Annotated in this window: 11 protein-coding genes and 10 pseudogenes; 7 read left to right on the forward strand and 14 right to left on the reverse strand. The window is 54.4% G+C overall.

Annotated features, from left to right (window positions below):
- Position 1: 1 nt before the first annotated feature.
- Positions 2-145 (forward strand): annotated as a pseudogene (locus tag K6I40_RS02355) (IS1595 family transposase); the annotation flags it as partial.
- Here the strand turns inward: K6I40_RS02355 and K6I40_RS02360 are convergent.
- From K6I40_RS02360 to K6I40_RS02405, 11 genes and pseudogenes are all read right to left on the reverse strand, one after another.
- Positions 136-435, reverse strand: a pseudogene (locus K6I40_RS02360) (DNA-binding protein); the annotation flags it as partial. The pseudogenes K6I40_RS02355 and K6I40_RS02360 sit on opposite strands and share 10 nt — an antisense overlap.
- Before the next feature lie 774 nt (positions 436-1,209).
- Positions 1,210-1,551 (reverse strand): PemK-like protein, encoded by a 342-nt coding sequence (locus tag K6I40_RS02365; protein WP_222912701.1) that lies wholly within the window; start codon positions 1,549-1,551, stop codon positions 1,210-1,212.
- Positions 1,548-1,907: a helix-turn-helix domain-containing protein gene (locus K6I40_RS02370; protein WP_222912702.1), complete on the reverse strand. Its 360-nt coding sequence runs from the start codon at positions 1,905-1,907 to the stop codon at positions 1,548-1,550. Before K6I40_RS02370 ends, K6I40_RS02365 begins: the two co-directional genes overlap by 4 nt.
- Positions 1,908-2,061: 154 nt before the next feature.
- Entirely contained in the window at positions 2,062-2,307 is a 246-nt protein-coding gene (locus tag K6I40_RS02375) for a hypothetical protein (RefSeq protein WP_222912703.1), read from the reverse strand.
- Positions 2,304-2,534: a UPF0175 family protein gene (locus K6I40_RS02380; protein ID WP_222912704.1), complete on the reverse strand. Its 231-nt coding sequence runs from the start codon at positions 2,532-2,534 to the stop codon at positions 2,304-2,306. Before K6I40_RS02380 ends, K6I40_RS02375 begins: the two co-directional genes overlap by 4 nt.
- A gap of 169 nt (positions 2,535-2,703) precedes the next feature.
- The gene (locus K6I40_RS02385) at positions 2,704-2,931 is read right to left on the reverse strand and encodes a hypothetical protein (protein WP_222912705.1); all 228 of its coding nucleotides are present in this window, start codon (positions 2,929-2,931) and stop codon (positions 2,704-2,706) included.
- 124 nt (positions 2,932-3,055) lie between these two features.
- Positions 3,056-3,349: pseudogene (locus K6I40_RS27725) on the reverse strand (type II toxin-antitoxin system RelE/ParE family toxin).
- Positions 3,330-3,605 (reverse strand): ribbon-helix-helix domain-containing protein, encoded by a 276-nt coding sequence (locus K6I40_RS02390; protein WP_222912706.1) that lies wholly within the window; start codon positions 3,603-3,605, stop codon positions 3,330-3,332. Before K6I40_RS02390 ends, K6I40_RS27725 begins: the two are co-directional and overlap by 20 nt.
- A gap of 193 nt (positions 3,606-3,798) precedes the next feature.
- Positions 3,799-5,054: pseudogene (locus K6I40_RS02395) on the reverse strand (hypothetical protein).
- Positions 5,055-5,410: 356 nt separating this feature from the next.
- Positions 5,411-8,425 carry a type IV secretion system DNA-binding domain-containing protein gene (locus K6I40_RS02400; protein ID WP_222912707.1) on the reverse strand — a complete coding sequence of 1,005 codons (3,015 nt, stop codon included), beginning with the start codon at positions 8,423-8,425 and terminating at the stop codon, positions 5,411-5,413.
- Positions 8,426-9,097: 672 nt separating this feature from the next.
- Positions 9,098-9,464: pseudogene (locus tag K6I40_RS02405) on the reverse strand (DDE-type integrase/transposase/recombinase); the annotation flags it as partial.
- A gap of 394 nt (positions 9,465-9,858) precedes the next feature.
- Between K6I40_RS02405 and K6I40_RS02410 the strand changes: the two are divergent.
- The 3 genes and pseudogenes from K6I40_RS02410 to K6I40_RS02420 form a co-directional block, all read left to right on the forward strand.
- Positions 9,859-10,980 carry a hemolysin family protein gene (locus tag K6I40_RS02410; RefSeq protein ID WP_222912708.1) on the forward strand — a complete coding sequence of 374 codons (1,122 nt, stop codon included), beginning with the start codon at positions 9,859-9,861 and terminating at the stop codon, positions 10,978-10,980.
- An 86-nt stretch (positions 10,981-11,066) separates the two neighbouring features.
- Positions 11,067-11,498 (forward strand): universal stress protein, encoded by a 432-nt coding sequence (locus K6I40_RS02415; RefSeq protein ID WP_222913610.1) that lies wholly within the window; start codon positions 11,067-11,069, stop codon positions 11,496-11,498.
- Between the two features lie 21 nt (positions 11,499-11,519).
- Positions 11,520-11,960, forward strand: a pseudogene (locus tag K6I40_RS02420) (elongation factor 1-alpha); the annotation flags it as partial.
- 151 nt (positions 11,961-12,111) lie between these two features.
- Here K6I40_RS02420 and K6I40_RS02425 read toward each other — a convergent pair.
- Together K6I40_RS02425 and K6I40_RS02430 are read right to left on the reverse strand one after the other, a co-directional pair.
- Positions 12,112-12,366: pseudogene (locus tag K6I40_RS02425) on the reverse strand (helix-turn-helix transcriptional regulator).
- Between the two features lie 84 nt (positions 12,367-12,450).
- A pseudogene (locus K6I40_RS02430) lies at positions 12,451-13,928 on the reverse strand (amino acid permease); the annotation flags it as partial.
- A gap of 262 nt (positions 13,929-14,190) precedes the next feature.
- Between K6I40_RS02430 and K6I40_RS02435 the strand changes: the two are divergent.
- Positions 14,191-14,949: an Lrp/AsnC family transcriptional regulator gene (locus tag K6I40_RS02435; RefSeq protein WP_222912709.1), complete on the forward strand. Its 759-nt coding sequence runs from the start codon at positions 14,191-14,193 to the stop codon at positions 14,947-14,949.
- A gap of 175 nt (positions 14,950-15,124) precedes the next feature.
- Positions 15,125-15,949: pseudogene (locus tag K6I40_RS02440) on the forward strand (universal stress protein); the annotation flags it as partial.
- A 74-nt stretch (positions 15,950-16,023) separates the two neighbouring features.
- Here K6I40_RS02440 and K6I40_RS02445 read toward each other — a convergent pair.
- Positions 16,024-17,520 carry a TrkH family potassium uptake protein gene (locus K6I40_RS02445; RefSeq protein ID WP_222912711.1) on the reverse strand — a complete coding sequence of 499 codons (1,497 nt, stop codon included), beginning with the start codon at positions 17,518-17,520 and terminating at the stop codon, positions 16,024-16,026.
- A gap of 767 nt (positions 17,521-18,287) precedes the next feature.
- Between K6I40_RS02445 and K6I40_RS02450 the strand changes: the two are divergent.
- Positions 18,288-18,718: pseudogene (locus K6I40_RS02450) on the forward strand (universal stress protein).
- Positions 18,719-18,819 lie beyond the last annotated feature (101 nt).

The following is an 18,819-nucleotide window of genomic DNA, read 5'->3' on the forward strand; positions in this document are numbered from 1 at the left end:
AGTGCCGTACAAAACAATCTATCAGCGCGTCGATCGCTTTACGAAGGCGCTCGACGCACCTTCGCTCGACCTCGTTGGTCCCGTCGAAATCGACGAAGCCTACGTTTCTGCAAGGATGAAAGGCCGCGAGCGCGACCGACCATCCTGCGTTCCCAGTTCGGCCTGGGCACTGATGCGCTCCAGTTCGGCTTCCCACGCCCGAATGCGCTCCTCCTGCTCGAGGGTGACACCGTGAATCCGCTCGTTGCTCGTGTCCGCGATCCCCCGGGTGGTTCGCATCTACCTTCGCCTGCGCCTCCTGCTCGAGCGCCGCCTCGAACTCTGGCGTCTCGTCGACGACCGGGAAGCTGTCTTCATCGACTGCCTGCTTGCCCGCTTTCTCGAATGCCAGTTCCTCGACCGTAACGACCTCCCGCTAGCGTTGTTACTAGACATTGGGTACTCACCGTACCAGTGAAGGCGCTCACGCGCCGACACCGCGATGCTCCTACATCGCGGTTTTCCGACGACACCGACCGACAGATCCATCTGCGCGCTCTCGCTCGCGCCTTCGCGAGCGAGAGCGCGTCTGAACGAGGAGACGCACCCAGCACCGCGCGCCGTCCGCCGGAGCGAGCGACCAGCTTTAAGCCGTTTGTTGTGCCCGGCCCGGACAGCGGACCCGTGTCCAGGGCGACGGTCGTGAGCACGGCGAGCCGTGGCATGGCTCGCCGCGCGGAGCGGCCCAAAGCGCTGGAACGCGAAAGCCCGCGAGGGGCGCAACCGAAAACGCGCTTAATGCTGGCGTCGAGACCAGATGCCCGGAACGGTGACCGAGCGGTGCGTATCGGTCACTGCATGCCTAGAATGGTCGGTCGCGAGCGACGCGGAGGTCTCGTGAGCGAAGCGAACGAGACGTCGGTGAGCAAAGCTCACCGAAAGGCCGCAGCGGCGAGCGGGGCGGGCCGTTGAGAAACACCGTCTATTCAGATTCGACGCTCGTGACGTAACTGATGCCTAGCGGACTCAGAGAGAGCAAGACCGTCTCGATCACCGGGAGATCTGTGCTCTCCCGAGGAATTCGTCAGTCAGAAACTCGTTAATATCGAGAGTCTAGTAGCGACGCACGGGTCTTGATAAAACAGCTTGTACTTGCTGCGGAGCGTTTCTCGGCCCTCGGCAGAGCAGTTCATGTGGTTCCGGTATGATCGTTGATGGCAGCAAGTTCCCTTAGGAGGAGATGTAGCCGATCGATTGCGCTGCTACGTCCGCGGTACGTTCGTCGGTGAGGGAGGTCATATAGAGTTTCACTTCTACAGCACTATTGAGAGTCGCGAGAGACCACGGAAGCACGTGACTCCGTTCCCCGAGTGGATCGCCATCATAGTCGTCGTCGCGGAGCGTGAGTGATTCCTCGTGATACGCCTTCGTGGATATCAGGACGGTGATGAGCTGTATGCCGTGGTTCGGGAACCGGGGTGTTCCCAGAACGAGCATTGGACGACCTTTATCTGAAAGCGGATCGGTCCCCCAAATGATATCGCCGCGTTCCAGTTCATCGAACGCCGTCACCGCACTTCCTCCATCTCGTCAGTTTTCAACTCCTCAAGATGCTCCTCGCCGTACTGTTCGTCTGCAGTCTGGTGGTGCTGATGAAGCCGGTAGGCGGCTCGGAGCCGTTCCTCGTTGTCTGTGATCGCCCAGTACGGTCGCTTGTGTCGCACAAGACCTCGTTCCTTCAGTCGCGAGAGGATCGCACTGACGGCGTCCGTATCCAGTTCGAGTTGTTCAGCGATCGTCGCCGCCTTCCACGCCCGGTCGTCGTTCTCGTCGAGGAACAGCACGATCCGCTCGGTGTCATTTCGGTCCTCAAATTCGTCGTCGTCGGCGTTCTCGAACTCGTCGATATCGATAGTGCCGCTCGACATAGATTGATGTTGGTAGCGTTGTTCCATAGCTGTTTGGGATATTTGTTACAGCGAGAGTAGGGAGTACACTCACATCAGAAGGCCGGTATGACTCGGATACTCCTCCCTACAGACAGCATTTCAAGTATCCGTTTGCAGGTGATCGTATCGGACTTCACAGTTGCTCGAGTTGCTCTGGTGCACTCCCCTCGAGAGGAATTTGTCCAGTCTCGATGGCCTTGAGTGCGTTCTCAAGATATGTGTACCCACTCTCGGGACCGCGTTGGAGTTCCCGTTCAACGGCAGGAACAGTCGTTAGATTCTCGAGTACCGACGTAAGCCACGTTACTGACTCAGTGCTCGCGAAGTTGCTCAACACTGTTGCATCAAGAATAACCGGCGGCGAAAACGACTCACTCATTCGATGTCGAGTGCTGTCTCGACCTCATTCTCGAGATCGTCCATGGTCTGGGGCCCAAGGCGAACCTCAACACCGGCCTCAGTAAGAATCTCTGTCATCTCCCAGCGGGTGACGTCAGCCCGCTCTGCAGCCTTCCCAAGGGAGATTTCACCGAGCACGTAGAGCCCGATCATGGTCGCGAGCTCCTCGGTGTGATCGGCATGGGAATTGTGGCGATCAGTTGCCATGGGTTCTAGTTAAATACTCGAGCGGCAGCGTCGTTAATGTATTCTCGTCTGGCGTCATCGATTTGAGTTGACTGGCAATTCCTGAACATGCCAGTAACGAGTGTGTTTCGAGAGGTTGCAACTCCATACTACGAGTGCCCAACTCGGCTATCGAGCTAAGAAGCGAGGACTAGTCCGTTGAGCGGAGTGGCATCGCATATGGGAGGACATCGAGTCCGAAACTCCGAGCGAGCGTGACAATCGTCCCGTCATACGTGAAGACAAAGTTGGCCTCGGAGCGTGCGACTTCAAGAACGAGTGTGGCTTCTGTGATGTTGAACGCGATCTTCACACGCTCTTCGATAACTGCGTTGCAGCCAGAAAGAGTTCTTTTGGCGTAGTCGAGAGCGTGGTACATACCTAATCACGACTCAGTTGGAAAAAGCGATCAATGACTTCCTAGTGTCGTGCTGATCGGAGGTCAGTCAATCGGGCCGGTAACACTTCTTTCCCCAAGAAGGCAGTCTCCACGGCTATGAGGTTCAATCATCTGCTGAATAGGCCCCGTCTCGTTTTCGAACACTCTCCACGCGTAAGATGCGTTCTTCCGATCAGAGTCGACACCCCAGTCGGTAGGTCCCGACTCGTAACTTCTTGTATGGGGAATTAGTCAATGGCTCGAGAAAATCAGTTGGCTCGCGCCACTCCGAGGACACGACATCATCGAGTTTCGTGATGATCCGGTCCTGTGTTTCTGTAGGTAACTGCGCAAGTTGGTCTTCCGCTCGAGACGAAAATGCCCACTCCCAATCGTCATCACTCGTCGTCGGACCCATATGCTGCTTTGATTTCCTCGCTCGAGCGGCTCTCACCGTCATCAAACTGTGCTTCACTAATTGCAAGGTCCTTCCAGAACCCAGCACCCTCCGGATGATTCACTGACTCTCGCAGTGCGTATCGAATAAACTCACTTCGACTGTTGAAGCCTCGCTCGCGCCACGTCTCATCGACGACTTCGCGGAATGACTGGGAAATCCGAAGGTTGATCCGTTCGATCTCCGGATCATCGTTGTTGCTTTCAGCTTCAGACATACGCCTGTACGTTCGTAGTACACACACAAAACAGTACCGTCGAGATTGCTGGAATCGGATCATGGCTACACTTCTCAATCGATCCGTACAACCACACAATGCGTTGGTCATCTGTCTGGTTGATTTCAGTCATCGTTGAACACCTCACCCCTCCGGGAGTCGATAAACCGGTCAGAGTGCTTTGGAACGGCCCTCAGTTGTCATTTCCGACGAACCGCCGTGCACGACCCCAGATAGAGTCACCGCCATCAGTACCCGCTTCATCCATCCCAAGGTTCGAAGACTGATCACGACGCTCGAGTACCTCTTGACAGTCACTGAGTTGCTCTCGAAGCGCTTCATTGGTCGCCTCGAGTTCGTCGATACGGTCATCTTTCTCCACCAGTGTTGCCTCGAGGTCGTCGACGCGGTCGGTCAACAGTCGATTTTTCTCGACCAGATACGCATGATTTTGCGCTGGTTCGTCATGACTGCCACGGTCGACGACTCGCTCTGTCTGGAACTCGTTTCACTCGAGTCGTCTCGAACATCTGGATCGTAGAACTCGGAAGTGTTCGCAATCGCTCGTTCGATGGTCTTCTCACCGTACGTCGATCCATCAGCATAGTGGACCTCGTCCCATTTTTCGCGGAGAAGCCCTGACTGCCGAAAGAAGGCATCCACTCGAGTGTGGTCGCCGCCGGTCCAGAACGCCAGCAGATAGCACAGTGCCATATCGGCCTCCGACTGACTATCGTACCCAGCAGTCGAGCCACGCCATAATCGCTCGAATTTCTCACCGTTCGACGCGTTTCGGGCCTTCTCGAGAAGATCCTTGTCCTCGAGGTCAACGTCGATATCGACTACCTCGTCCGTCGGCACCTGTTCATCAGTCACGCCACGATGTCCGGATTCGGATTTCGCGTCAGTATCGGTATCTTGGACGTACTCCCGGTGGATCGCCTCGAGTGCATCCTGTCGACGAGCAACTCGACCAGGAGACTCCTCGAAGGTGTCACCGGTTACGGTGAAAAACCGGGCTGTGTCGTACAGTTCAATGCTTCCACGTCGATTCCGTCCATCCGGGAGTTCACCCTCGATGAGCACATGGAAGCCAGTTCCCGACGGAGAAATCTCCGTATAGGAATCAAGCCGCTCGATAATGTCCTGTGCCGCGTCGTCGACGTCCCCAGTCTCCGGATCTCGGCAGTCATCCAGATCCACGCCGACAATGGGACCGTCATCGGTAAACACGAATCCGACGCCATCCGCATCTCTCGAATTGGCGTACTCGAGCGCTGTCTCGAACGAAGCCCATGTTTCGGGATCCGTCGAGGAGGCGAACTCACCACTCCCAGGTGTCACCGGGATCTTAGTCGGCTTCCCGTCTCGCAATTCTTCCCGCCAGCACACCCACTGGTCACGCTTACGTAACTGCTCAGGGAGCACCGAAACCGTCCGTTCAGTCATCGCCGATCCGCCTCGTACTGCACGTCCATCTGGTCGCATACCACCCATCAGTATGCTGATAAACATGCCATAGGCTGGTAGACTGTCCGTGACTCTGTCCAACGGGTGCAACCCGTTCTATACTAGTTGGTTTTGACCTTGGATTTGCCCTGAACATCGCTTCCGTGCTGCGGTTTTGCCCTGAACAATACTCAGATATCTGACCTGAACGCTTGATTTGCCCTGAACAGATCCGATTATATCCCCAGAATTGGCGGGTAGAAGGGCTAACGAGGGAGGGTCGAGATAGTGGCGATGATGCGGAGGTATCCAGAAGTCTCCCCTCTTGTACTACAGTCATAGTTATGATATGAACCTCATTCAAGGAGCCCTGATCCGTCTCTGGTTAGGTCGATACCAGTGTAGACAGTCACCAGATCGTCGCCGTCTCTGATACGGTCATTCTCATACTCGACAACGTTCGCAAGCTTCCGACCGAACCAGCTCGCGTTTGTCCTGTCAATGTCGTGCTGATCAGTCCATCTCGAGTACGCCTGAAACAGTGTTGCCTTCGGTATCTGCGTACCATCAGCCTCCCTGATGTACATCGCTGCGAACGCCTCAATGCCGTCACTATCTGGTTCGATTTCCACGGACTCCTCTACTGATGATCGTTCCCCTGCGGACGGGGACGACTCCGCAGTTTGGGAGTGCTCAACGGAAGGGGCATCCGGCCATAGCTCCTCATAGTCCGGTGATTCAGGTAGTTCCTGTGTGTCGCCCTGCTGGAAGAGTATGGGACTCCCGTCTGTGGGATGTATCAGGATGAGGTAGCTGTCGCGCGAATAGTTCGCGTCTGGCAGGTCAATGTCAGGGAGGAACGGCCGCTTGATCGGCGTCCATTCTGTCTCGAACTCGTCTTTCGAGTCGTACGTCTGTGTCTCACCAGGTTGGTGGACGGTGTACTGACCGGATTCATGGTCGTAACTGTAGTAGGCCGGCACGTCATCTTTCGAGAGCGGGCCATCATCCGGTACACGGGTGAACTCTGTCTCACCGTCCGACAGCACGCGCTCATCGTTGTCACGTGTCCAGACAGTCCGATTCGCATCGGATGTATTGGGACGAACGGCGGTTACGCCACCGTGAGTTGTTGCGCCACCGCCGAAGGTTACGATCTCGTCGCAGTTGTAGAACAGCTCGGTACCATCTGCACGTTCACGCAGCGGTTCTGACAGGATATTTTCGACTCGTGACGCCCACTCTGTCTCAGGGTCACCAGGGCGGACGACGAAGATGGGGATTCGGTCTGATTCGTGAGCCCGTTTGAGATTCTGCAGGACCTTCGCAGGCCGATTCGGCGTCGTTGTCTCAGCCTCAATGTTGAACACACCGTCGTGGTCTGGATGAGTCGCAGTTGCGTCGGGCTGCTCACTCCCGTCCTGCTCGAGGATATTGACACTGAATCCACGCTCTGTGAGCGCTACCTCAGTGTCCATGAGCACTGCATCATGGCTGGTTCCACCGGCCGACCCGACAGTTCCTGTCTCAGGCTGCACCAGTGTTTCTCCCTCGTCAGTGAGACGAGCAACGATCTCGTCATTCTGCAGTTCAACCTCAATCAACCGCGATGCGTCACGGATGTCCGGCAAGTCTTCATATGCATAGTTAATCTCAGGCTCGGTCTTCTCGAGACGGACCGAAAGTTCCTCGTCGACAGTAGTGACATTGACCCAGCCGTTTTCTGCCCGCACACCCTCCTGAATTTGGACCGTTCGAAGTAATTCTGCCATGGTCTCGTCGAGTATCTTCGTGGGATTAGCTGCCGCATTGGCGTCGCTGTAGATGAGATTTTGGAGGATTTCTGCATCCGTCAATGGCTCAGTCCCGTAGCGCTCTAAACTCTGTTCAACGACAGCACCAACAGCATCAATCGATCGAAGCGGTGGATACGGCGGGAATGAGTTGATGAGAACCGGTTCAGAGTACCGCCCACCGTCGAGCGGGAGTTTCGTCCAGGCCTTGTACTGATCAGTCGAGATCAGGTCCTCTGCCGTGTAGTCCTGAAAGCGTTTCATCAGGAGTCGGGCGTCGTCGACATCGTTGACCGAGAAGGCGAGGAGGGTATCACAGTTGTTCTGCATCGCTTTCAGCGTGTCCTCGTCAAACTGAGAGGGATATTGAGAAGCGAGCGTCACCGACAGTCGCATTGACCGAGCACGAGCCAGCATTGACTCGATATCGAGATTGTCACTGGCGATGTCGTCGAACTCGTCACACAGGACGAAATAGGGGTCTGGATCCATGTCACGTTCGTACGACCGATGCTGAATGGCGCTCCAGAGATTACGCATCACGCCGAGCGTGACCATCTTCTTGATGTCCGTATTCTCGACGGGCGTTCGGACAATAACGATCCGGTCGTTGTCGATGATGTCCCGAAAGTCGATGGTACTCTCGCGATGGGCGATGATTCGGCGAATTACCGAGTTCTCGACCCACGACTTGATCCGTTTCAGAAGTGGCCGGATCGTCTCTTCTTCCATATTCGCAATCTCGAGGCAGAACTCTCTGATATAGGGATCCTCGACATCGAGCGCGAAGTCTTCGCGTCGCTCGGCGTTGAGCAACGTGAAGTACATATTGATAATGGAGAACGGTTTCTCGGATTTCATCATCGCCCGAGCCATCGACTCGGTGATCGCCTCCATATTGATGCCCCAGTAGTCAGACGTATCGAAGACCGCTTTCAGGTTCTCGACCCGGTTTTCGATCTCGTTTTCGAGTTCCTCGGTCGTCTCACACTCGGGAACCTCGAGGAAATTCATCCCGACCGTGTTCTCGTGGGTGGTCGATCCGGGCTCGATCCAGACCACGTCCTCGAGACGGTGTTCGGGAAGCTTCCGAAGCAGTTCACGGGAGTCACGGCCCTTTGGATCGAAGTACACGAAGCCGTGGCCAGCGTACGCCCACTGAACCATCATATTCAGGAGTGCTGTGGTTTTTCCATAGCCAGTGGTGCCCGTAATCCAGACATGGCGGAAGAGCGAGTCAAAGCGAAGTGGTGCTTCACGGAATCCAGTTTGGGGATCCTTATCGTAGCCGATCCAGAGCGGTGCAGATGAGGTATCGACACCTACCTCGAACATCTCGCGGATAAACGGTCCTGCGACAGTCCCCTCACGAGCCGTTTCAGTGATAGCTTGCTTCCCTCCAACGAAGCTAGTTTTCTGCTCAGTGATATCGTACGTCTCGCCGAGTCGGGACTGGGGAGCTGGTGGTGAATCAGCCCCTGAGCCACTGTCACCAGTGGCTTGTGTCGCTGGCTTGGTTTCCGTCTCTTCCGTTGCTTCTCCGGACTTGTCGCGGTCAAAGAATCGATCAAACACCATTGTGTCCTCTGTTGACGTTGTGTTCAGTGGAAGCGCTGCTATCGGCAGATTGTCCGTATTGACCGAGGTCGGCGGGGACGCGGTCGCCACACTGCTAGTGGCTGGATTGTTGACCTAATCTGACCGAACAACCGGCGAGTCCGGGTCGAGAAACTGAATTCCGAATGAGGGCATTTGGTGACCGATTCGGATGACTCACGAGGTGAATTATCACTCATAATGGTGGATATTTGGACGTCGTGTTCCCAGCAGCGTCTCGAGATCAACGATCTCAGTCGCTGATTCGGGCAGCTCATCCCACGTGGAGTTGCTCCCACGACGGGTGATATCACAATGGGCTATCAGCCCAGTCACCGCTTTGTAGGCCAGTCCAGACGTATTGGGGCTGGTCGTCTGTCTGAGAAACCACGCGTCGGCAGTCTGGCCTACAGCTATCGTATTGAGTATGTTACCTAGTATTCCACTTAATCCCATGTCTAAATCATGGATTTAATAGTTAGGATAAATAAATATTTCTATAGACTATTACCGATATGAGTCCCATCGTACCATCCGAAGGTGAAGGTCTTGGTGAATAAGTCGATGAACGACAACGAGGCATGGGCCGATCGCCACGAGGTGACCGAGCAGATCGAGGAGACGCTGTTGAATGCGCTGCACTGGGAAGACATGAATCAACTTCGTCTCGAGATCTATTGCAGCATACAACCAAGACCACTCGCCGTTGATCTTGACAGCGGTTTCGTCAACAGCGGCCCGCGACGGCGTCGCCGTCCTCAGAACGCTTTGCGTTCTGATGGGTCGCACGAGAGCTCTGCTCTCGTGGACGTCGTCGGGTCGCGTCCACTGTCAGGCAGCCGATATACCCAGATCCAGACCGCTCCATGCGAACGCTCAACGCCTAATTCAGCGAGAATCGCTGTTGTCTCTCGAAGCGAACAACTAGTCTGGTGGAGACGGGCGTCGCCGTCCGCTCACGCTCCTAACATTGATCAAATTCCGCCGCGTAGCACTCGTTGAGCAGGTCTGCGAGCTGCATGTCCAAACTCGCTCTACGACCTGCTCGCTTCTCAAACTGCGCTAACTAGACGGTGCCCCTTCTCAATAATTATCTGGAGCGTCATTATAAGATATTGATAAGCATTCGTGTGAAGGCCAAAATTGCTATGTATTGGAGTGAGAACGTAGCGTAAGTACTACCCACTATCGCATAACAGTCTACGTAACCTGTTACCTCAGTAGTCAACGAAAAGAAAACATGAGTAAGATAGATATACTTCTTATTCTCCTTATGATGCTGTTTTTAGTGGTCCTGTTCCTCGTAATGATTGTGAGTGATGCAGTCGCGGCATCGACACTTCCACTACTACCTCAGAAAAGCACCTACCCATCTTTCTGGAGTTTGGACATGCCCGAGGCTAAGTATCGTGGTCATGAATTTACTCGAAATCGGAGGCCGCTTGGTCGCTGGCCTCTTCCTGATCCTCACAAATGGATTTTTCGTCGCCATTGAGTTCGCGTTGACTCGTGCTCGACAGTTCACCGAAGAGGAGTTCGTCGGTGGTGATCCTGCCCTTGAGCGGGCGTGGGAGATGACCGATAATCTTGAACTCTATCTCACCACGTGTCAGGTCGGGATTACGGCCTCAAGTATCGCCGTTGGAATAGTCGCCGAACCCGCACTAGCGGCCATTTTCGAGCCGCTCTTCGCAAATACGATGTTAGCCACGATCGGAAGCGGCGCAATCCTCGCCTTCCTCATTATCAACCTCGTCCATCTGACCCACGGTGAACAGACGCCGACGTATCTCGGCGTCGAACGATCACGGATGGTCTGTCGGTACGGGGCAACACCGTTATATTGGTTCCATTGGCTTATCTCGCCGGTCATTACGCTCGGCGATGGTATTGCGAAACTGACGCTCAAACTCTTCGGCATCGAGATGACCGGTGCCTGGCTTGAAACCGAAGAGGATGTTATCGAGTCTCGTGCGGACCTCCGGAACCGACTCGGCTCGATCCTCGAAGAAGGTGACCTCTCCGAGGAACGCCGCGACGAGGTGATGAACGCGTTCCAGATCGGCGAACAGTCCGTCAGCGAGCTGATGGTGCCACCGAACGAGATCGTTGCACTGTCGACCGAGAACGACACTGAAACCAACTTCAGGAAGATGGAAGAACGTCCCCAGACTCGGTATCCACTGGTCGGCGAGGATCTAACCGATTTTCGTGGTATCGTCTATACGCCAATCCTCGTCAGGCACCGTGAGAAACTGGCCGACGGCACTGTCGACTTCGGCGAACTGGCAGCGCCGCCGATGACGTTCTCTCCCGACATAGACGTTAGTGACGCAGTCGACCAGTTTCAGACAGAAAATCAGGAACTCGCGCTGGTAATTGAAGACGGCGAGGAACAAAGTTCCTCGAGCAGTCGGACGCAGTCCGACGACGGCGAGGTCGTCGGACTCGTCACGGTAACCGATCTACTCGAGGCAGTGATGGGAGATATCGAGGATCCGCTCGATCAGGGACAGCTCGAGACAGCAGACCGCTGATCGGTCGTTGCAACTGTTGTCAGCCGGACCGATACCAAGCCCTTGCACACGGCCATTTTTTGCCCGCTAGGGTGGTACCGATGGTCGTGTACGATGACATTTTGGTGCCGACGGACGGGAGCGAATCAAGTATGGCGGCAGTCGATCAGGCCGCCGCGATAGCAGAGAGTAGAGCGACGACGGTTCACTTCCTCCACGTGATAGACGTGGGAACGGAAATGTCCGCAGGCGCGTCCGGGAGCATCGCACCCCAACTCACGGAGACGCTCGAGGAGGAAGCCGAATCCGCCCTCGATGACGCCGCGAACCGGGCCGAGGAGGCAAGGGTCAACTACGACCGAACTACTCGTGAGGGAAATCCGCACGAGGTGATCGAGGAATACGTCGCCGAACACGATATCGACCTCGTTGTTATGGGAGCGAGCGGTCGTTCTGGGTTGAAAGAACGTCTACTTGGCAGTACGTCTGATCGAGTCCTTCGTACAGTTGATACATCTGTATTGCTGGCGCGGCCTTGAACATGTCATGGGGTGTTGATCATGCCGAAGGCCGTGCCCGGTGACAACGTCGGATTCAACGTCCGCGGCATCGGCAAGGGCGACATCCACCGCGGTAATGTCTGTGGTCCCGCCGATGATCCATCGAAGGTTGCTGAGACCTTCTAAGCCTAGATCGTCGTCATGCAGCACCCGAGCGTGATCACCGCCGGTTACACGCCGGTCTTCCACGCTCACACGGCACAGATCTCCTGTACGATCGAGTCCATCGATAAGAAGATGGATCCCTCGAGCGGCGAGGTCGCCGAGGAAGACCTCGACTTCATCCAGTCGGGCGACGCTGCTGTGGTCACGATCCGACCGCAGAAGCCCCTCAGTATCGAGCCATCTAGAGAGATTCCTGAGCTCGGAAGTTTCGCCATCCGCGCCATAGGGCAGACCATCGCAGTTGACAAGGTCCTTGAGGTCAATGAGGGGAATTGACACTACCGAAGACAAGACAGTGATCTCGTTGTAACTAGATTTGAGTATCGATGAGAGCCACATACTGATATCTCGTTGACCCGAGTAGAGGACCGGCTTCATGACTAGCACATGCAATACTCGAGGTAGCAATCAACCTGCTACCAGTCCGTTACTCCGATTCCGAGAGCAACTCGCCCACGTACTGATCTTCCCTTGTCGTCGAGTCTCAGGTTCACGTTGACATGAGCCGTTATCGTGTAGTAATTCGTCCGGCGATCAAGTTCACTCTTCTCGACGAGGCCCTTGTCGACGACCTCGTCGAAGTTCGGGTAGAGTCGTCCGTGATGGTTCTCTTTTCAAGATCTTCTATGCGCTCTGGTCCCAGCCGTACCTTGACATCCGCTTCTGAGAGTATTTCTTCCATCTTCCATCGAGTAAAGCCAGTCCGTTCTCCAGCCTTTCCAAGTGAGATCTCGCTGAGTGTATAGAGCCCAATTGTAGCCGCTAGCGCTTCAGGTACCATTACGTGGAAGTCGCCACCATCCGCAACACTGGCGGCGGGTCGGATCGAGTCGGCCGCGGCCACTGCGGCGTCGGGCATCTCCTCGGAACGGTGGAGGATCCAGTTGACGAACACGCCGGCGCTCTCAACGCGCTGGCGCGCGTACAGCAGGTACCACACTCCCGCGAAGATGACGAGCGCCGCCGAGAGCAGGATGACGAATGGTTCGATGTACGCGATCAGTGCGAACGACGAGATTGTCCCGATAATCGGAACGAAGGGGTACAGCGGGACCTCGAAGTCGGGATCGTAGTCGGCCGGTTCGGCCTCCCGCATGACGATTAACGCGATGTTCAACAGGCCGTAGACGATCAGGTGAAGCACCGAGCCGGCCGTCGACAGCAGCTTGAGGTCGCCGAATAGGAGGAAACCGATGATGAACGCGCCGGTGATCAGGATTGACTTGTACGGCGTCCCGAACCGCTGGTGGATCTCGTTGACCGACGGCGAGATTATCTTCTCCCGTCCCATGGCGAAGTTGATCCGCGACGACGATAGGATCGAGGCGTTCGCACTCGAGGCAGTCGCCAGGAGACCACCGATCAGTAGCATTCCCCAGCCGAGCGCGCCCAGATTGATGCCGAAGACGCTGTACTGGCCGAACAGCAACTCGGCGGCCTCGACGACCGCGGTCTGGTTGTTCGCCACCACCTCGTTTGGGACCGCCGCCAGCAACACCACGAGGAACAGCGCGTAGACGACTGTGACGATGACGACCGATCCGATAACTGCCAGCGGGAGGTTTCGACCGGGATTTTGATCTCCTCGGCAACCGAAGTGATCTGGACGAAGCCGAGATAGGAGACGAAGACGATGGCGGTTACTGGAAGCACCTCGGCTGTCGTTCCCGGCGGCGCGAACGGTCGCAACGAATCGAGTTCGGCATTCAGAAGTCCGATAACAGTGAATACGCCGAGAATGGCGAGCAGTGTGAGTACGATAGCGATCTGGAGACCACCGGTCTCCTTGGCACCGATGTAGTTGACGGCGATAAATAGCGCCGCCCCGATGAGACCGATAGTCTGGGCTGCCGTCACCGTTACTGGGCCGAGTGCGAGCGCTGGCGCGCCCACGAGCTGGTTGACGTACTCGCCGAATCCGTACATATAAAATGCGGATGCGAACGCCAATCCCAGCCAGTTGGCCCATCCGCTTATGGACCCGAACAGCGGTCCGAGCGCACGGTTAATGTAGAAGTAGGCGCCGCCGGATTTGGGCATCGCCGTCCCCAGTTCCGAGGCCGACAGTGCCGTGAACAGCGCGGTCACGCCGCCGATGACGAACGTCAGCGCCGCGAGCGGCCCCGCTCGAGCGACCGCGGTGCCCGGCAGCACGAAGATGCCCGCCCCGATCATCGTGCCGATGCCGATCGCGATTGCTGAGAGGAGCCCGAGGTCTTTCGCAAGTTCCTCATCCGCGCTCATTCGGGTTCACCACCACATAGCGAATCCTCACTCGCCGATCCTGGTGGCCTATTCGATACTACTTGTCCTGGCGGACCGCATGTACAACTTCTAGCGTTCATTGAATCGAATTTCAGAGGGTGACGATGATAAACTCCCGGATTAGATTACTGAATCCGCAGTTACACAATCCTATATTGACGATTGGTAAAAACAGTATTCGAAAATGCACTTTCCGATAAGAAACCAGAACACTGTATGAGAGCAGGTGCAGAATCAGAGTATGAACTACCGTCTCGACGATATTGATCGGCGGATTATCTACGCGGTGATGGACGATGCCCGAAACATCTCGGCGCCAACGATCGCCGAGGAAGTGAACGTTTCGCCAGGAACGATCAGGAATCGGATTTCGAACATGGAAGAACACGGGATCATCACTGGTTACCATGCCAATGTGGATTTCGAGCAGGCAGACGGACGCCTGACGAACTTGTACATGTGCAACGCACCGGTTTCCGAGCGGGAAATGATCGCCCGACAGGCTCAGGTAATCAACGGCGTGATCAACGTTCGGGAACTGATGACTGGGCGCCGGAACCTCCACGTGCTCGCGGTCGGAGAGAACACGAGTGATCTTCGGCGTATTGCCCGGTCACTCTCGGACCTCGGTCTGGAAATCGAGGACGAGGTGCTCGTCCAGAATGAAACCCGGCATGCGTACGCGCCTTTCGGTTCCGACGAGGACACTCACCACGAACGTATCACGGACTTTATCAGCCTCACCGGTGACGCCGAAGTCGCCGAGATCACCGCTAATCCCGAAGCCCCGATTGCCGGGGTGACCTTGGAACAGGCTGTCCGAAAGGAAATCCTCGACGAAGACACTCTTGTGATCGCGATCGAGAGGGGAGACACCGTACTGACTCCGCACGGTAACACCGAGATTCGAGCCGATGACGTCGTTACTGTCTTCTCGAGAGGTGGTATTGGTGAAAGTACTATCGAAGCGTTCCGTAGCGAAGCCAATTCAGCGCAGTAGAACGGCTTAGCGTAGCCTGAGGTTCACATGCCACTATTTTCTGACCCTATAGAAATGATATATGACCGAGTTCTTCGGCTACACTAATTACTTATCGGATTGTGTGCTAATGACTAGTAGAATAGACGAACAAGATGAGTGAAAATACCGTCTCAACGATTATACGGCCAGATGGGGTCAATATCGGGTAATGGTTCCCCTATCGAATCCCGAACATGAGCAAGACCTTATCGAACTTGCCTCGGCTATCGCCAAGCAGCGTGGCGGCGTGGTTGATGCGATTCATATTGTAACCGTACCCGATCAGACGGCTCTCGATCAAGCCGCCAGTCACGTCGACGAGATAGACGCCGAATCAGCGGACCTTCTCAAAAGGGCGCACTCGGACGCAAATACCTTCGGCGTTGACATCGAGACTCACACTATCTTCTCCCACCAGGGCCTCGAGCAAATTTTCGACACGGCACGCGGCCACGAGGCTGACGTAGTGGTGATGGGCTGGGGTGAGCACGGCCACGCCCGCGTCGAGACACGTCTCGAGGAACTCACAGGAAACCCGCCGTGTGACTTCCTCGTGTTGCGCGACCGGGGGTTCGATCCGGACCGCGTTCTGGTACCGACAGCGGGCGGTCCCGACTCGGATCTGAGTGCGGAGGTCGCGTCCTTGCTCCGCCGGGAGCACGGCTCGGAAGTGACGTTATTACACGTCACCGACGATTTGGACGAAGGCGAATCGTTTCTCGGAGAGTGGGCTGCTAAGCACGACCTAGAGGACGCGACCCTTCAGGTTGAGTCAGGCGATGTAGAAACAGCTATCGAGCGGGCCGCCCGAGATGCAACGATGGTCGTAATCGGAGCGACTGAGCGAGGGCTACTGGCCCGTCTGGTGACCGGGTCACTGGTACTGGATGTCGTTGACGAAATAGAATGTTCGGTGCTACTGGCCGAGCGGCCGACGAGACGGTCTTTTCGGGAGCGGCTATTCGGGTCAGGGAAGTAGGGTTGGAAAGTTGCTCGCAGCAATTTATTCAAGTGAAGACTGTAGCATATGCAATAGAAGGTACGTATGACTACTCACTGTCTCCAATATGATGGTGTGAGAAGAACTAAAACAGGGATAATCTCAATACGCCCAATCCACATCAGAAAGATCATTACTGCTTTCGTACTCATCGGAAATACCTCGTAGGTTTCGAAGGGTCCAACAATTCCGAATCCTGGTCCGATATTGAAGAATGTGGCTGCAGCAGCGCTCATTGCCTCAAACTCTCCAATCTGAAGTCCGACTCGTGAGGTATCGAACACGATAAACACTGTTGCTGTAATGAAGAAAATAATGCTCACGAGTGTGTATGCGTAAACGTCTCTGATCGTCTCTTCATCGACAACGCCACCGGATAATCGAACCGGACGAACTGCCTGTGGATGGCCTGCAATAAAGAGATCTCGTCTAAATGACTTCAAAACGATGAGCCAGCGAAGCGCTTTAATCGAACACGTCGTACTACCCGCCATTCCGCCAATAAACATGCAAATAAATAGTAGATTCTTCGTAGAGGCGGACCATATGTTGAAATCCGTACTCGCATATCCGGTTGTTGTGGTTATCGAGACAACCTGGAATACCGCGTGGCGAACCGTCGCCTCTATGCTTTCGGGGTATATTGTATCGTGACTAAGAATCGCACCAATTCCAATGCTGAAAAAGAGCAAAATCCCGACATAGAATCGGAATTCTTCACTCTCGTAGAGTCGTTTGTGTTGTCCTTGAAGGGCGAGATAAATCAGAATGAAATTCGTTGCGCCGATAGCCATGAACGCGATGACGACCCATTGGACCGCAGGTGAGAACGCTGCTATGCTCGCAGGTCGTGGCGAAAAGCCACTCGTTGAAATCGTCGTGAGAGGGTGAGCAATCGCATCGTATAGCGTCATATTTGGTGCGAGTCCGACGAGATGAAGGAGATACATGATCACCATCTGTGAGACAGTGAGACCGATGTATAGAGTCCATAGAAGACGAGCGGTTTCAGCGATCCGGGGTGTTAGCTTCGTAACGTTTCTCGTTTGAGTTTCTGTTTCCATCAACTGAGCACCTGCAATCCCCAAATGTGAGAGGATTGCTGTCGCAAGAACGAGAATCCCTAACCCCCCAAGCCATTGGATGAGCTGCCGCCACATGAGGATTGACTGGGTGTGAACAGAGAAGTCAACCATAGCCGTTGCTCCTGTCGTTGTGATCCCGCTCGTACTCTCAAACAATGCGTTGATTGGGTGTGCAAGAGCTCCCTCGCCAGCAACCAGAAACGGGATTGCTCCGATCACGGCGACAGCAAACCAAGTAAGTGAAACCATTAGGAACGCTTCTCTGGTACCGAGATCACGGTCCTCTGTAAGACGTTCTAACAGGACTCCCAGGACTACTGTAGCAAGAATTGTGATCACGAATGGCAAAGGATTCTCTCTATAGTAAACCGCGATCACAAGCGGAAGTAACAGCGGCGCTGAGAGCCATTTTAAGACTGTTCCAACCAGACTACAGCTCACTCGCCAGTTTACTCGTACGTTCATAATGAGATCCCGCTAGTATGACAGATACAGTGAATTTTCATTGAAGACTCCATGAAAGACAGTATATCCATTTTTGTTGGGATCTACTGATGTGGTTGTTACAGGCCCTCTTATAAATCTATCTTGGACCTATTCAACCAGTCCTATATCTGTTGTATGTGTAATAGAGGAACATGGGCAACTAATCTTCCGATGGGCAACAGAGCGCACAGATCATGATAATGATTGTAGGACCACAGATTTCAATTATTGGTGTTGGATTTTCAGACTATCTACTTATAGTAGACGCTATGCTTACATTTTCTGTAGTAGTAAGGGAGATTATAGCTTAGAAATTTAAGCGTGAAATCTCTATGTGGTTAAAACAGAATCTATACACGAGACACCAAAAAGTAAAGCCGTTCCGCACTCACTGAACAACTGAAGTGAGATTACCTAGCCTTCGTAATCCTAAAGGATTCGGCGACATCTTTCCAATTCTCGCCGGGTACGTCTTTCTACTAGGAATATTCATCCAAATTTCCGATAATATCATCATTCGGCGCGTCTATGTTCTTGGAACAATAGTTGCATTAGGTTGGGTCAGTTGGGCACTTTTCTCGATTCTTGCCACCTCTTCGGAAGAAGAGGACAATTAGTTGTAACTGAGTGACAAAGGTAGTAACCTTCCAAATGCATTAACCAATTGATGTGAAAATCAACTCCATATCCAAAGATGCGCGACTGCATGCTTTCAGTTTTTATCTGCCGTAGTAGAACGGAAACTCATGTATGACGAGATACTGGTTCCCACGGATGGGAGTGAATCGAGTACAGCAGCGGTTGATCAAGCTATCGCGATAGCAGAGAACAAAGTAACGACGGTTCACTTTCTCAATGTGGTAGACGTAGGTACGGAGATGTCTGCAAGTGCGTCCGGCAGCATTGCACCCCAACTCACGGAGACACTCCAGGAGGAAGCTGACTCAGCTCTTGATGACGCTGTGAATCGAGCCGAAGAAGCGGGTGTGGATACGACCGAACCATTCGCGAGGGCGAGCCTCACGAAGTGATCACAGAGTACAGTGTTAAACACGATATCGACCTCATAGTCATGGGCGCAAACGGCCGATCTGGTCTAAAGGAACACCTCCTCGGCAGTACATCCGACCGTGTCATCCGCACAGTAGATACATCTGTCCTACTGGCACGAGCCTGAGCAGCTGTTACTACGACACCTTCGTGAAAAATCACAGAAAGGACGATTACAATCAGTCGGACGGGACATGCCATTTATTACTGTGTCTTTGCTTTTGTGAC

Source organism: Natrinema sp. SYSU A 869 (genome assembly GCF_019879105.1).
Taxonomy (GTDB): Archaea; Halobacteriota; Halobacteria; order Halobacteriales; family Natrialbaceae; genus Natrinema.

Coding starts and splice junctions, on each gene's coding strand:
- K6I40_RS02400 (WP_222912707.1), bottom strand. CDS start 8,425: ATGGTGTTTGATCGATTCTTTGACCGCGACAAGTCCGGAGAAGCAACG.
- K6I40_RS02410 (WP_222912708.1), top strand. CDS start 9,859: ATGAATTTACTCGAAATCGGAGGCCGCTTGGTCGCTGGCCTCTTCCTG.
- K6I40_RS02370 (WP_222912702.1), bottom strand. CDS start 1,907: ATGTCGAGCGGCACTATCGATATCGACGAGTTCGAGAACGCCGACGAC.
- K6I40_RS02445 (WP_222912711.1), bottom strand. CDS start 17,520: ATGAACGTACGAGTAAACTGGCGAGTGAGCTGTAGTCTGGTTGGAACA.
- K6I40_RS02385 (WP_222912705.1), bottom strand. CDS start 2,931: ATGTACCACGCTCTCGACTACGCCAAAAGAACTCTTTCTGGCTGCAAC.
- K6I40_RS02390 (WP_222912706.1), bottom strand. CDS start 3,605: ATGTCTGAAGCTGAAAGCAACAACGATGATCCGGAGATCGAACGGATC.
- K6I40_RS02380 (WP_222912704.1), bottom strand. CDS start 2,534: ATGGCAACTGATCGCCACAATTCCCATGCCGATCACACCGAGGAGCTC.
- K6I40_RS02375 (WP_222912703.1), bottom strand. CDS start 2,307: ATGAGTGAGTCGTTTTCGCCGCCGGTTATTCTTGATGCAACAGTGTTG.
- K6I40_RS02435 (WP_222912709.1), top strand. CDS start 14,191: ATGAACTACCGTCTCGACGATATTGATCGGCGGATTATCTACGCGGTG.